The following is a 14,406-nucleotide window of genomic DNA, read 5'->3' on the forward strand; positions in this document are numbered from 1 at the left end:
GTAAGCAGGGCGCAGGATACGACCTTCAGTTGCTGCGCGGCGCGAACATGATCACGGCCATGCCGAGCAGGCACAGGCCACCGCCGAGCAGGTCCCAGCGCGAAGGTTTGACCGAATCCACCAGCCACAGCCACAGCAGCGCCACACAGACATACACGCCGCCGTAAGCCGCATAGACGCGGCCGGTCGCGGTGGGATGCAGGGTCAGCAACCATGCGAACAGCGCCAGGCTGGCTGCGGCCGGCACCAGCAACCAGGGGCTGCCCTGCTTGCGCAGCCACAGCCACGGCAGATAGCAGCCGATGATCTCCGCCAGTGCGGTCACCAGGAACAGCAATGCGGTCTTCATGACGCGACCGTTTTCTCGTCGCGCTTGACCGACTGCCACAGTGCTTCCTGCTGCTCCAGCGTCAGCCCCGCCATGTCACTGCCCTGCGCCGTCGCCAAGGCTTCCATTGCCCGGAAGCGACGCTCGAACTTGTGGTTGGCCTGGCGCAGTGCGGTGCCGACATCAACCTTGGCATGACGCGCAAGGTTGGCGACGACGAACAGCACGTCACCCAGTTCCTCCTGCAGCCGCGCCTGGTTGTCGGCCAGCGGCGCGGCCTCGAATTCGGCCTGCACTTCGTCAATTTCCTCGCGCAGCTTGTCCAGCACCGGCGCTGCATCGGGCCAGTCAAAGCCGGTGCGGGCCGCACGCGATTGCAGCTTGGTGGCGCGCAGCCATTCGGGCAGGCCACGCGAGATGCCGGCCAGCGCGGAGCTGTCCTGTTCGCCCTTGGCAGCGCGTTCGCCGCGCTTGATGGCGTCCCAGTTGAGCAGGACTTCATCGGCGTCACCAGCTTCGGCATCGCCAAAGATATGCGGGTGGCGGCGGATCATCTTGTCGTTGATCGAAGCCACCACGTCGCCGAAATCAAAGGCGCCCTGCTCGCTGGCCATCTGCGCATGGAACACCACCTGCAGCAGCAGATCGCCCAGTTCATCCTTCAGGTCGGCCATGTCGTTGCGATCGATGGCGTCGGCCACTTCGTAGGCCTCCTCCACCGTGTACGGGGCAATGCTGGCGAAGTCCTGCTCCAGGTCCCACGGGCAGCCACCGTTTGGGTCACGCAGGCGCGCCATGATCTTCAACAGCGACTGGATATCGTTCAACTCGGACATGGCCACTTCACCCTCATCAACAATGCATCGGCTGCTGCCGACGTCTTGAATACACGCAATCCATGACAACCCGGCTTACAGCCCGCTCACCCAGTCCTGCCACGGCAGCGTTGCGTCGCCGAGGGCGACGAAATCACCATTGAGCAGACGCGGCCGCTGGTTGTACCGGAACGGCTGCCCGGTATCGGCAGCCAGCACGACCCCGCCGGCGGCTTCGAGCACGCACTGCCCTGCGGCGGTATCCCATTCACTGGTCGGCCCCAGGCGCGGATACACGTCCAAGGTGCCTTCGGCAATGCGGCAGAACTTCAGTGAGGAGCCCTGTGCGACCAGTTCGATCTCGCCCATCCGTGCCAACAAGGTGGCAGTGCGTTCGCTGCGGTGCGAGCGGCTGGCGGCCACCCGCAGCGGCACTGCCGGCGGCACGCGGGTGCGGATCGCATCCTGCTGCTGGCCATCTCGACGGTACGCCGCAGCACCGCGCTCGGCATGCCAGACCAGCCCGGTCACCGGCGCCTGCACCACACCAAACACGGAGACGCCGTTGTCGATCAATGCGATGTTCACGCTGAACTCGCCATTGCGCTTGATGAATTCGCGGGTGCCGTCGAGCGGATCCACCAACCAATACCGCTGCCACTGGCGACGGGTTTCCCACGCCACCTGTGCCGATTCTTCCGACAGCACCGGGATATCCGGGGTCAGCTGCGACAGACCCTGCACGATCACCCGGTGCGCGGCCAGGTCGGCGGTGGTCACCGGGCTGTCGTCAGCCTTGTGTTCGATATCGAAGCCGCTGCCGTAGACCTGCATGATCGCCGCACCGGCCTGTTCGGCGATGGCGATCACCCGCTCGCGCACTGCTGCATCCAGGTGGCTCATCGCTGGCCCCCCAGCCACTCACGGGCTATGAAAAGTGCCGCCAGTGAACGGCCTTCGGAGAAATCTTCGCGCAGCATCAGTTTGTCCAGGTCCGCCAGCTTCCATGGGATCACTTCCAGCTCCTCCGGCTCGTCGCCGGGCAGGCGCTCGGGGTACAGGTCACGCGCCAACACCAGCCACGACTGGTGGCTCATGTAGGTCGGCGCCAAGGTCAGCATGCGCAGCACATCCAGTTGCCGGGCGCCGTAGCCGGCCTCTTCCTTGAGCTCGCGGTCGGCGGCCTGCACCGGGTTCTCCCCGGCATCGATGCGCCCTTTCACCAGGCCCAGTTCGTAGCGGTGCAGGCCGGCGGCGTACTCGCGCACCAGCAGCACGGTTTCGTCATCGAGCATCGGCACCACCACCACCGCGCCATGCCCGCCACTGACCAGGCGCTGGAAGTGCCGGCGCTCGCCGTTGGAAAACTCCAGGTCCAGCTGTTCCTGACGGAACGGACCCATCTGTTCTTCCACGATTTTGTGAATCAACGGCAGCGGGCGGGTCATGCGTCGCCCCCGGCAAGAATGCAGACGACCGATAGAATGCGCATTGGCTGATACGTTCTCATGAGCCCGAAATGCTAGCAGACCCGGCCCGCCCCCCGCCGCCCCGCCCTACCGAGACCTTCGCATGCGCCTGACCCGTTGCCCCATCGAACTGCCGCTCAACGTGGGCCAGACCCTGCCGTTGCCGGAAGAAGCGGCCAATCATCTGGTACGGGTAATGCGCCTGCGCGAGGGCGACGGCTGCGTGTTGTTCAACGGTGACGGCCACGACTACAGCGCCAGCATCACCGTTGTCAGCAAACGCGAAGTGCTGGTGCGGATCGACACCGCGCACGCCGTGGACAACGAATCACCGCTGCCGATCACCCTGCTGCAGGGCATCGCACGCGGCGAAAAGATGGACCTGATCCTGCAGAAGGCCACCGAGCTGGGGGTCAGCGCCATCATCCCGGTCAACGCCGAGCGCACCGAAGTGAAACTGGACGCAGCCCGTGCCGAAAAGCGCATCGCCCACTGGCGCAACGTGGTCGGTTCGGCCTGCGGTCAATCCGGCCGCGCCCGTATTCCCGCTATCAGCGCACCACAATCACTGGCAACAGCAGCAGCGGCCTTGCCGGAACAGACCCTGCGCCTGACCCTGGACCCGATGGGCGAACATCGGTTGGCCTCACTGTCAGCGGCACCGGCCAACGGCGTGGTGATCGCCATCGGGCCTGAAGGCGGCTGGTCACCGCGTGACCGCCAGCAGCTGGCCGAGGCGGGCTTCCAGGGCCTGCAACTGGGGCCACGCATCCTGCGCACGGAAACCGCGGGGCTGGCTGCCGTGGCGGCATTGCAGGCGCGGCTGGGAGATCTGTAGGCGGCAGCCGGAAAGATCCTGCCGCTTGTCATTGAGCCCACATCGATCTTCCCGTCCCAGTCCTTGCGTGTTCATAAGGCCGCGAACCCACGCTTCGCAAAGCCCCTGCCTTCCCGCGCGCAAGGTGCTTCAAGGGAATGGCTTCAACCGTGGTTCTGTTTGCCGATCAGCCGAACGGCTGGATGCACAGCAGCGCCGAGCGCTGCGGATCGCCCGGAATTTCCACAAGCTCCGGTGCATTGCCTTCGTCCGAAGCGGCGCTCCGGGCAAACTCGCTGCCAAGCGTCGCCCGCAGCACGGCGCGTGCCTGTTCCACCGGCACCGCAAAATGCAGGCCCTGTGAAAAGGCCGCCGTTGACGATGGCATTTCTATGCGATCAACCGGCAACCCATGAAAGTTGTCGTTGACGCAGAAGTAGGCGATTTCGGCCACATCATCGATTTCGCACGGGGTCAGCAGGCCGCGCTGGCGAAAATACGGGCTGACCGGCTCCGGCGGGTCGCCATCGCGGTAAAAGCCGTGCAGGCGGCAATTGCTGAACCCCTCCAGCGCCTGCTCAAGCGAGATGTGCTCCGAAGCGGCACCGGCCGGCTCCTGTTGAGCCGAGCAAGCCGCCAGCAACGGCAGCATCACCACCCAGCACAGGCCAACCAAGCTGGCTGACCCTGGCAAACGTTTGGACGCCTTGGCGCAGCGTTGCATTCCGCACTCCGTTGCTTTCCCGCAGACAGGCCGCCGATGGTGCCTGCCGGGCTGCCGGCATTCAATTGCAGGGAGGAAAACGGACCAAGTTGCTGGCAGCGCCCGCCGACGCGCGTGCTTCGGCTGTTCCCGCCGAAGGCCGGCGGAAACCCGGAGCGGCCGCTGGCAGGGTCAGGCCGCGGTGGCCAATGCACTGACAACCGCGCTTTCAATCGCATCCAGGTCCGGCAGCAGCGCGCTCTGCTCACCCAGCAGCACGCGCATGTGCACGCCGGCAGGCAGGCTTTCTTCCGAGGCGTCGGCCAGCAGGCCGTCGCGCGGCACCGCGATCAGTTGCGGGAAGGTCTGCGTCAGCAGTGCGAAGTACGGCAGGTCCGGGTTGCCACCCAGCGCCTTGAGCACGACCACCTTGTTGTTGGTGGTCACCGTTTCGTGGCCATGCCCACTCAGGCCGGCGTAGGACAACAGCGGCACGCTCCAGCCATGCCAGGCAATCTGTCCGATCAGCCAGTGCGGGGCGTTGGCAATGGGCTCCACGGGCACGCGCGACATCATTTCGGCCACGGTGGCGTTGGGCAGCAGCACGCGCTCGTTGCCGGACTGGATCAGGACGCCACGTACTTCGTCGTTGGTTGCATAGCTCATCGTCTGTTCCTTGATCGGGGCGGTATCAGCCGGCGCACTGCACGGCCAGTTCCGCCACCAGATATTCCGGGTCGCCTGCGGCGAGGCCGGCCACGGCCAGTTGGCTGGCGGCGGCAGGGTCATAGCAACCCTCGCCGATCTGCCCGGCCACCCAGCCGCCCTTGCCGGCAAATTCAAGCACCTGCGGCACCAGGGCCACGTCGGCACCACTGAGCATCATCACCGCGCTGCGGGCCGGCGGCATGATCGACAGCAGCTCGCTCTGCCCGGCACTGAAGCTCAGGCCAGCCTCTGACAGCTCCAGGCCCATTGCATCGGGCAGGATGTAGACGTTGCCCGCCTGCAGCGGCTGCCCGGCATCGGCCAGCGCCACCGGCAACACCGTGGCCCGTGCCATCTGCTTGACCAGGTTGGCGTAGCGGCCGCCATCCAGACGCAGTTGCACCAGCACCGGGCGCTGGAAATCTTCCGGCAGGCCGGCCAGCACGCGACGCACCGCGTCGGGGCCGCCGATACCGGCCAGCAGCAACACCGCGCCCGTCACGTCCGCGGCATCGCCATCGATTTCCACCAGCGAGAAATCCCGGGTGAGCAGGCTGGCCAACGCCGGTGCCTGTTCCTTCTCCACGTCCACCGCCACCGGCGCTTCGGTGTAACCGTCGTCTTCCACCAGCGACCAGCTGTGGAAATCGCCGGCTGCCTTGGGCGCCGTGTCGGCGTCCTCGATGGAAACGGCATCGGGCGAAAGTTCCGGCAACGGCGGCGGCACCGCTGCGCTGGGCGCGGTTTCCAGGACGGGCGTGGCATCGGGAACCGCCGCGGAGATCAGCTGTTCAAAATCCATCACTTCCACGGGTGCATCGGCGGTCGCCGGCACCTGACGCTGCGTGTCCGGCTGCCAACCACTCAGCACGGATGCCGCTTCTTCCAGCTCAAAATTCAATGGCGTATCACGCGCTGGCGCGGGCGCCTCCCATACCGGCTGCGGCTGCGGCTCCAACTCCGGCGCAGGCTCTGGCGTTGCAACGCTGGCTGCGTCCAGTTGCTCACTCTCCGAACCGGGCGGCAACACGTTGTGATGGCCCTGCAGCTTGGCTGCCAGATGGCGGATCCAGCGCTGCGCTTCCCAGCCTTCACGGCGCGCAGCCAGTTCAGCCTCTTCAAACATCAGGCTCAGGTGCGGTGCTTCCAGCACGGTTTCCAGGCGCTCCAGGGCGTCTTCCACTGCCGGTTCCAGCGCCACCAGCACCACCTGCGGTGCAGCCGCGTCGAACACTGCCGCATCCAGCGCGTTGGGATCTTCTTCCAGCACGATGCGGCCGCCAGCGGCAGCCACGGCTTCGCGCAGGCGATCACGCGCCGCGCCGGCGCGGGCCAACAAAGCTACCGGCTTGGCCGAATCATCAGTCGCGTGCACGTGCAATCCCCAGCAGGTCGTAAACATTACGCATCAGGTCCAGCTCCTGATACGGCTTGCCGAGGTAGCGCTGCACGCCAATCTCGAAAGCGCGTTGGCGGTGCTTGTCGCCGCTGCGCGAGGTGATCATCACGATCGGCACATCCTTGTAGCGGGCATCGGCACGCATTGCCGTGGCCAACTCGTAGCCGTCCATGCGCGGCATTTCGATATCCAGCAGCATCAGGTCGGGCACGCGCTCTTCCAGCTGTTCCAGCGCCTCGATGCCGTCGCGGGCTACCGCGACTTCAAAGTTGTGGCGCTCCAGCACGCGGCCGGTGACCTTGCGCATGGTCAACGAATCGTCGACCACCATCACCAGCGGCACATGGCGTTGCTGCGTGACTGCCGTGGTTTCGACCGGCTGCTGCGGCTGGGCCAGGTGACGACGCACCAGCGGTGCCACGTCCAGGATCACCACCACGTTGCCTTCGCCAGTGATGGTTGCGCCGTAGATACCCGGCACCGAGGCGATTTGCAGGCCCACCGGCTTGACCACGATTTCGCGGTTGCCCAGCACCTGGTCGATGGCCACCGCGGCACGCAGGTCGCCCGAGCGCACCAGCAGCAGCGGGATTTCGGCCTGACCTTCCGCCTTGGCGGCGGCCTGGCCAACCAGTGCGCCCAGGTTGTACAGGGCGAAGTCTTCACCGTTGTAGTGGTAGCTGCCCTGACCGGCCTCGAAACGATCGCGCGAGATGCGGCCGATACCGCTGACCGATGCCACCGGCACGGCATAGGTGGTCTCGCCGATACGCACGAACACGGCCTGGGTGACGGCCAGCGTCTGCGGCAGGCGCAGGGTGAACGTTGCGCCCTGGCCGCGTACCGAACGGATGTCCACCGAGCCGCCCAGCTGCCGGACTTCGTTGCGCACCACGTCCATGCCCACGCCACGGCCAGCCAACTGGCTGACCTGCTCGCTGGTGCTGAAACCCGAAGCAAAGATCATCTGATCCAGCTGCGCGTCTTCGAGCAGGTCGTCAGCCGACAACAGGCCACGCTGCTCGGCGCGGCGACGGATCGCCTCGCGGTCCAGGCCGGCGCCATCGTCACCAACTTCCAGCACGATTTCCGAACCTTCGCGACGCAGGCGCAGGGTGATCTCGCCTTCTTCCGCCTTGCCGGCCTCGGCACGGGCGGCCGGCAATTCCAGACCATGGGCCACGGAGTTGCGCAGCATGTGTTCCAGCGGCGCGACCATGCGGTCGAGCACATTGCGATCCAGTTCGCCGTGCGTGCCTTCCAGCTTCAGGTGCACCTGCTTTTCGGTTTCCTGCGCGGCCTGGCGCACCACGCGACGCAGGCGCGGCACCAGCCCATCGAACGGCACCATGCGCGCACGCATCAGGCCATCCTGCAGTTCCGAACTGACGCGCGACTGCTGTTGCAGCAACACGTCGTAGTTGCGCGAGAGGTCATCCAGCACGCCCTGCAGACCGCCCAAGTCGGCCGCCGATTCGTTCAACGCGCGGCTCAGCTGTTGCAGCGTGGAGAAGCGGTCCAGTTCCAGCGGATCGAAGGTCTGGTCGGCCTGCTCATGCTCGCGGCGGTAACGGGCGACGATCTGCGCTTCGGTTTCCAGATCCAGGCGGCGCAGCTGGTCGCGCAGACGCGCGTTGGTGCGGTCCAGTTCGGCCATGGCGCCACGGAAGGCACCGAGCTGCTGTTCCAGGCGCGAACGGTAGATCGCCACTTCACCGGCGTGGTTGACCAGGCTGTCGAGCAGGTCGGCGCGCACGCGCACCTGTTCCTGCCCACGCGGTGAACCGTCCTCGTCGCCGGCCTGTTCTTCCAGCAGCGGCGCGGACAACGGTTCGTTGGCAACCAGGGGCTGCGGCACCACGGCGGCCGGCGGCTGCACGGTGTTGTCCTGCGCCGGCGCGGGAACCGAAGCGGTGACCAGCGCATCGGCAGCTTCTGCGCGGCCCTCGGTGCGCAGTTCAAAGGCCTCCAGCAGATCAACCGGCATCTGCACCGCACGGTGTTCGCCGGTACGCAGCAACAACTGGTGCAGGCGATCAAACCCGCGCTCCAGCAATTGCACATCGCCGCGGGTCATCTCGGTGCGGTTGGCCGCCACCGCTTCCAGCAGCGATTCGATGTTGTGGCCAAGGTCGCCGATGGCGTTGATGCCGGCCATGCGTGCACCACCCTTCAGGGTGTGCAGATCGCGCTGCAGACCCGCCAGTGCCTCGCGGTCCTCCGGCGCGTTTCGCAGTTCGCTGACCAGACCATCGCAATGGTCCAGCAGGTCCTTGCCTTCCTCGACAAAGATGTCGACCAGCTCGCGATCCAGCTCGCTGAAGTCCAGCGGGCCATCGTCGAACTGGGTGACCAGCGGTGCGGTCACCGGCTGTGCGGCCTCGTCCGGCAGCGGCGCGGTCAACGGCGCCAGTTCGATCTTCGCCGGCTCGACCGACACGTGGATTGTTTCCGGTTCGGCCTCGACGTCGGCAGGCGCTTTGATTTCGTCCTGCGCGGCCTCGGTGTTCACCGCAATGGACGCATCAGCAGAGAATTCCACCAGCTCGGAGGCTTCGACCGGGGCCTGTACGCCTGCGGGCTCGTCCGCGATGGCCGCTTCTTCCACGAGCGACTGCGGCGGCTCGACGGCTGTTTCCACAGCGTTGGCATCGCTTGCTGCCATCGGCGCTTCAGCGTCCGTGACAACATCCAGATCACCAGCTTCCTCGGCCCTGTCATCGGCCGCAGATTCGGCAGCCGCGAGCTCAGGCGCCTGGACGCCAGCGTCGGCATCCTCGACTGCCTGCTCATGCGTTGCTTCAGCAACCTCTGCAGCTTCAGCCGATTCGGCCTCCGTCGCAGCTGCCTCAGGCAGCATTTCGGCGTTGTCTTCTTCCACCACGGCAAACGTTGCAGCGGCGGCTTGGTCGTCCTCGACGACCGCATCCACATCCGCGCCCTGATCGGCGCTGCTGTCCGCGGCTTCATCGAGCGCAAGGACAAACTCGCCAGCTTCCGGTTCCAGCCCGATGGCTGCGTCATCGCGTGTGACGTCATCGGCGGCAATGGCAGCGGCGGAGACCTCGTCAACGCTTTCCGGCGCCGCAGCGACGAAGTTGAATTCCTCGACCGCGATTTCGTCGGCCAGCGGTACCGGCACAGGCGATGCTTCCAGCGCTTCGGCGGCATCCAGCTGAAGCGCAGAGTCGCCGGCGTCGAGCCCTTCCACCGACAACACCTCGGCCGTGTCTTCCAGCGGCGCGGCAACATCGGTCACCTCAAGGAACGCGGGCGCATGCGGCGCCACAGCGTCCACCGGCTCGGACAGGAACGAAGGCAGATCGCCCAGCGTGTCCTGGATCAGCGCAGGGTCGAAGTAGGCCGACAGATCCTCCACGCCCTCCAGCTCGGCCTTGGGCCCTTCTTCCACGGCTGCGGCCACAGGTTCGGCATCGAATTCGGGCGCGACTGCGGCAAATGCCAGGTCTTCGTCCATCGCCATCGGCGGCCACTTTGCATCGGGCAGCGCGTCGGCCAGCGCCTGCAGACGCTCGGCCACCCCCGGGAATGCGGGGATGCGGGGCGACGGCTCACGCAGCGCGGTGATCGTGCCACTTACCGCCACCGCCATCTGCGCCAATGCACCCACGCCGTTGGCCGTCGGGGTGATGCCCGCAGCCAGCGAACGCTTCACGAAGGATTCGGCCGGCGTGGTGATGCCGGTGATCACCGGCACATCCGTCATCGCAAAGGCGCCACTCATGGTGTGCACCGCGCGCAGCAATTCTTCGGATGCCGGTTGCGGCTGTACTTGTGATTGCGCCAGCCACTGGTTCACCGTTTCCAGGTGAACGCCGATTTCGGCCTCCAGAATCTCGCGCAGCACGCTGTCCACCGACGCGGGCGTGCCACGCTCATCGCTCAGCACAGAGCTTTCGGCGTTGTCACTTGCGGGTTCGGCAGCGGCTGCCGGAACCTGCGACGCGCCCACGATGTGGAACGCTTCCTCGCCGGCAGCAACACGCTCAGCCACGTCCTGCATCGCGATCAGATCAGACTGGATTGCACCGTTGCCGCGCAGGGCGGCATTGAGCTCGGGCAGCACGTCGTAGGCCTGGTTGACCATGGCCACCACCGCCGGGCTGGCCGGCCGGCTGCCATCAAGCACGCGGTTGAGCATGCTTTCGATCTTCCAGCTGAACTCGCCCAGGGTGCGCGCACCCACCAGGCGGCCACTGCCCTTGAGCGTGTGGAACACACGGCGTACCGGACGCAGGCGTTCGGCATTACCCGGCGCAGCGCGCCATGCCGGCAGCAAGCCGCCCAGGTTCACCAACTCTTCGTCGAACTCTTCAATGAAGACGTCGCGGATGTCCTGGTCGATGGCATCGCCGTTGTCGATGAAGCCACCTTCCAGCTGGTGCGTGGCGGCACCGGCAAATGGCACCGCGCTCGCGGCGTGTGCCAATGCGACCTCGGCCACCGGCTCCTTGGCCTCTGCAACGGCGACGGCATTGAACGACTCGGATGCGGCATCAAGCTCGGCCATGAACGCGGCCGTCTCGGCGTCGAGATCGCTCGTCGCCTGCTCATGATCATCGGCAGCGTTGCTGGAGACTGCGACCGCAGGCACCTGCGGTTCCAGCGCGGCGTCTTCCAACGGCGCGGCGTCCAGTTGCCAATCCGGCGATGCAGCCGCCACTGTCGCCTCGCCAAGCGCTGGCGGCTGGGCTTCGAGCGTCGGCTCGAAAAAGGCGTCTGCGGTGGGCAGGTCGAAATCGTAGGAGACCGCGGACTGCGATACGGCAACCGGCTCGTCGACGACATCCAGCTCCAGCGCACTGCTGTCGAAGGTGTAGACATCGACCGATGCGGCCGGAGAAATGTCCTGCTCGGCGGTGACCGGATCAAAGCTGAGCGGCGCAGACGGGGTGAAGTCGTCGCCTGCAGCGGCGTGCTCAAAGCCTTCCAGTGCGATCGGTGCCACGCTGTAGCTGGTGTCGCTTGTCACCGCGTCTTCAGCGGCAACCGGGTCAAATGCCAGCGGCTCCAGCGTGATTTCCGGCGCCGCTTCGGGCACGGCAGCTGCGGGCCTGGCGTTGATCGCCGCCCCAAACACCAGTGGAATCTCGGCGCCCGGCGCTGCCGGCGCTTCGGCCAACGGAGGCAACGGCGGCGGCGTGACAGCAGCCACCTCCGACACCTCGGCCAGCGGCGCCGACTGCTGCAATTCAGTGATACCGGCTGCACCATCGAGGACAGCGGCAGTTTTCTGCCCAGCAACTATTTCGGCAGACGCCGCCGCGGACGGCAGCGGCCAGTAGCGCAGGGTTTCCAGGCTGGTGCGGGTGATGTCGAGGATTTCCTCGCGGCCCGGGCGACGGTCGCGCAGCGCTTCGAGGTAGTACTCCAGGCTGGCCATCGCATCGGCCAGGGTATCGAGCTGGCGACCGCTGGGTACGCGCTGGCGCTCGATCAACTCGGCCTGGATGTACTGGCGCACGGCCTGCAGATAGCCGGCCGGTTCCGGGATTTCCAGCATGCGCAGTGCGCCGCTGACTTCCTCCAGCAGGCGCGGCACTTCGACCAGGCGCTGGTGGTCCCAGTTGGTTTCGATGAAGGCGACAAACGATTCACGCGCCGCAGTGAAGTTGGCGATGGCCTCGTGCGCAAGCACTTCCACCGTGCGCCGTGTTTCGACCGCGCCGGCGTCATCTTCGCCGCTGCTGCTGGCCCCCAGGTGTTCAACCTGGTCGTCAAGCGAGGCGTCCACGTACAGCAACGCACCGGCGATATCCAACAGCAGGTTGTCATCGATGGTGCGGCTGCCGGCCACCACGTCGCGCAGCGCATCGCGCTGCTGGCCGACGATATCCCGTGCAACGCCCAGCCCCATCACGCCAAGCGTGTCGGCAACGGCGCCCAGTTCGGCCACCTGCACCTGCAGGTCGGCAGGGTTGCCGCCGGTGCGTACATGCAGGTCCAGCGCATCCTTGATGCGCATCAGTTCTTCCTTGACCGCACTGCCCACCGTATCGAGCAGTTCACGGTTGCGCCCGCTCAGGCTGCCGCGGGCGTGTTCAAGCTCATCGGGCGTGGCGTTGCTGGCATCCGGGTTGAAGGCCAGCAGCACGCTCTCATTGATGCCTTCGGCACCGCGTGCGGCGCGGATTTCATTGAGCAGCGGCAACAGCACGATCGGAATGTCGCGATGCCCGTTCTGCAGGCGCTCCAGGTAATCCGGCAGCAACACGGTGCCGCGCATCAAGGTGCCGCAGGCTTCGTCGCGGTCGCTCACCGTGCCTTCGCGCACGGCGTTGGCCAGCTGCTCCAGCTCCTCGGCCACCATCGCCGGTGCGTACAGCTCGACCATGCGCAGCGTGCCCTGCACCTGGTGCAGATAGCCGGCGCAAAAACGCATGCGGCTGGTGTCGCCGGGATCTTCCACGAAACTCTCGACCTCGCTGCGCACCTGGCGCAGGGTCTCGTCCAGCTCGGGCTTCACCCAGCCCAGTGCCGCATGGCTCATGGCATCGCGCAAGGTACTCATCGCACTCCCCTGTACAGCATCAATTGCATGCCGTTCGGGCGGCCCTGCTTTGCGTTATGACGACACTTCATCTGCTGGTTCCTTTGCATCCCCGACTGCATCAGCGCACGTGGCCCGGTCAGGCCGGCAGCTTGAAGTCGGCCACCGAACGACGCAGCTCCGCTGCCAGCTGGTTCAGCTGGCCCAGCGAATCGGCGGTCTGGCCGGCACCCTGCGAGGTCTGGCCGGTAATCTGCCGGATCACGCCCATCGTCTGGGTGATGTCCGTTGCAGCCGAGGCCTGCTGGTGCGCGGCAATGGAGATGTTTTTAATCAAGTTGTTCAGCGCGTTGGACACGCGTTCGATTTCGGTCAGTGCGGTACCGGCGTCTTCGGCCAGGCGCGCACCGGACACCACTTCGGCGGTGGTCTGCTCCATCGAAGTAACGGCTTCGTTGGTATCGGCCTGAATCGCCTGCACCAGGCCTTCGATTCGCCGCGTTGCACCGGAGGTACGTTCTGCCAGGCGCTGCACTTCGTCGGCCACCACAGCAAAACCGCGACCGGCTTCACCGGCCGATGCGGCCTGCACCGCGGCGTTCAACGCCAGGATGTTGGTCTGCTCGGAAATGTCGTTGATCAGTTCCACGATCGAGCCGATTTCCTGCGAAGACTCGCCCAGGCGCTTGATGCGCTTGGATGTTTCCTGGATCTGGTCGCGAATCTGGTCCATGCCCTGGATGGTCTGGCGCACCACGCCGGCACCTTCCGTTGCGATGACCACCGAGCGCTGTGCCACTTCGGCCGACTCGGTGGAGTTGCGCGAGACCTGCTCAATGGACGATGCGATTTCGCCGATGCGCTCCGAAGCGCTGGTGATTTCGTCGGCCTGGTGGCCGGCGGCCTCGGCCAGCTGCATCGCCGTTGCCTGGGTTTCCTGCGCCGACACGGCCACCTTGCCGGACATGTCGTTGATGGTGGTCACCAGGTTGCGCAGCTCGTCCACGGCGTAGTTGATAGCGTCGGCAATGGCGCCGGTCATATCCTCGGTCACCGAGGCCTTCACCGTCAGGTCGCCTTCACCCAGCGAGCTGATTTCGTCCAGCAAGCGCATGATCGCCTGCTGGTTGCGGCTGTTGAATTCCACCTGGGTCTGGTAACGCAGTTCCTGCTCGCGCGAACGGCCGCGCACCGAGCTCCACACAAAGCCAATGATCGACAGCACCGACAGGCCGCCGAAGATCACGCTCCACCAGAAGTTCGGGAAGATGCGGGTATCGCGGGCCGAACCGAACGCGGAGAACGCATCAAACAGCTTGCGGCTGCTTTCCAGCATCTTGTCCGAGCCGCGGGTCAGTGCAGCGGCCGAGGACTGTGCGGCGAACAGGTTGCGCGAGCTGGCCAGGATGGCGTCGGCGTCCTTCTTCATCTTTGCCCACTGGTTGGCCGATTGTTCCAGCGCCACCTGTGCGGCAGCATTGCGCACCCGCGCGATGCCCAGTTCTTCGTTGCCCTGACGCAGGCCTTCGAGCACCTGCGAGAACACCACCATGTCACGCGCCAGCGCGTCGCCGGCGCCGCTGGCGCCCTGGCCACCGGCGCGGATTTCGGTCACGCGACGGGCCATGGTGCCGGCCACGACCACCTGCTGCAGGC

Annotated in this window: 10 protein-coding genes; 1 reads left to right on the forward strand and 9 read right to left on the reverse strand. The window is 65.9% G+C overall.

The features are described from left to right. Positions 1-25 precede the first annotated feature (25 nt). The 4 genes from ACVOLO_RS14330 to nudE all read right to left on the reverse strand — a co-directional run bounded on the left by ACVOLO_RS14330 (position 26) and on the right by nudE (position 2,591). Complete coding sequence (locus ACVOLO_RS14330; protein ID WP_481570987.1) at positions 26-349, reverse strand: YnfA family protein; 324 nt, start codon at positions 347-349, stop codon at positions 26-28. Beyond that, on the reverse strand, positions 346-1,164 hold the full coding sequence (gene mazG / locus ACVOLO_RS14335) for a nucleoside triphosphate pyrophosphohydrolase (protein ID WP_481570988.1): 819 nt from the start codon (positions 1,162-1,164) through the stop codon (positions 346-348). The genes ACVOLO_RS14330 and mazG overlap by 4 nt, the downstream gene beginning before the upstream one ends. A 75-nt stretch (positions 1,165-1,239) precedes the next feature. Next, positions 1,240-2,046, reverse strand: coding sequence for a 3'(2'),5'-bisphosphate nucleotidase CysQ (gene cysQ / locus ACVOLO_RS14340; protein WP_481570989.1), 807 nt, complete (start codon positions 2,044-2,046; stop codon positions 1,240-1,242). Continuing rightward, positions 2,043-2,591: an ADP compounds hydrolase NudE gene (nudE, locus tag ACVOLO_RS14345; protein WP_481570990.1), complete on the reverse strand. Its 549-nt coding sequence runs from the start codon at positions 2,589-2,591 to the stop codon at positions 2,043-2,045. The genes cysQ and nudE overlap by 4 nt, the downstream gene beginning before the upstream one ends. 124 nt (positions 2,592-2,715) lie before the next feature. Here nudE and ACVOLO_RS14350 point away from each other — a divergent pair, with 124 nt between their 5' ends. Further along, a complete protein-coding gene (locus ACVOLO_RS14350; protein ID WP_481570991.1) occupies positions 2,716-3,450 on the forward strand; it encodes a 16S rRNA (uracil(1498)-N(3))-methyltransferase in 735 nt (244 codons plus the stop codon). Positions 3,451-3,616: 166 nt separating this feature from the next. Here the strand turns inward: ACVOLO_RS14350 and ACVOLO_RS14355 are convergent, their stop codons facing one another. The 5 genes from ACVOLO_RS14355 to ACVOLO_RS14375 form a co-directional block, all read right to left on the reverse strand. After that, positions 3,617-4,153 (reverse strand): hypothetical protein, encoded by a 537-nt coding sequence (locus ACVOLO_RS14355; protein WP_481570992.1) that lies wholly within the window; start codon positions 4,151-4,153, stop codon positions 3,617-3,619. A gap of 171 nt (positions 4,154-4,324) precedes the next feature. Beyond that, positions 4,325-4,798 carry a chemotaxis protein CheW gene (locus ACVOLO_RS14360; protein ID WP_481570993.1) on the reverse strand — a complete coding sequence of 158 codons (474 nt, stop codon included), beginning with the start codon at positions 4,796-4,798 and terminating at the stop codon, positions 4,325-4,327. A 25-nt stretch (positions 4,799-4,823) separates the two neighbouring features. After that, positions 4,824-6,215: a chemotaxis protein CheB gene (locus tag ACVOLO_RS14365; protein WP_481570994.1), complete on the reverse strand. Its 1,392-nt coding sequence runs from the start codon at positions 6,213-6,215 to the stop codon at positions 4,824-4,826. After that, complete coding sequence (locus tag ACVOLO_RS14370) at positions 6,202-12,771, reverse strand: hybrid sensor histidine kinase/response regulator (protein ID WP_481570995.1); 6,570 nt, start codon at positions 12,769-12,771, stop codon at positions 6,202-6,204. Before ACVOLO_RS14370 ends, ACVOLO_RS14365 begins: the two co-directional genes overlap by 14 nt. 118 nt (positions 12,772-12,889) lie before the next feature. Next, positions 12,890-14,406: methyl-accepting chemotaxis protein (locus ACVOLO_RS14375; RefSeq protein ID WP_481570996.1), on the reverse strand; the 1,517-nt coding region annotated here is incomplete at its 5' end.

The sequence above is a fragment of the Stenotrophomonas sp. STEN056 genome, assembly GCF_056759635.1.

Bases quoted from the DNA above. Each gene is read 5' to 3' on its own strand.
- ACVOLO_RS14350 (WP_481570991.1), top strand. From the start codon at position 2,716: ATGCGCCTGACCCGTTGCCCCATCGAACTGCCGCTCAACGTGGGCCAG.
- nudE (WP_481570990.1), bottom strand. From the start codon at position 2,591: ATGACCCGCCCGCTGCCGTTGATTCACAAAATCGTGGAAGAACAGATG.
- cysQ (WP_481570989.1), bottom strand. From the start codon at position 2,046: ATGAGCCACCTGGATGCAGCAGTGCGCGAGCGGGTGATCGCCATCGCC.
- ACVOLO_RS14360 (WP_481570993.1), bottom strand. From the start codon at position 4,798: ATGAGCTATGCAACCAACGACGAAGTACGTGGCGTCCTGATCCAGTCC.
- ACVOLO_RS14355 (WP_481570992.1), bottom strand. From the start codon at position 4,153: ATGCAACGCTGCGCCAAGGCGTCCAAACGTTTGCCAGGGTCAGCCAGC.
- ACVOLO_RS14330 (WP_481570987.1), bottom strand. From the start codon at position 349: ATGAAGACCGCATTGCTGTTCCTGGTGACCGCACTGGCGGAGATCATC.
- mazG (WP_481570988.1), bottom strand. From the start codon at position 1,164: ATGTCCGAGTTGAACGATATCCAGTCGCTGTTGAAGATCATGGCGCGC.
- ACVOLO_RS14370 (WP_481570995.1), bottom strand. From the start codon at position 12,771: ATGAGTACCTTGCGCGATGCCATGAGCCATGCGGCACTGGGCTGGGTG.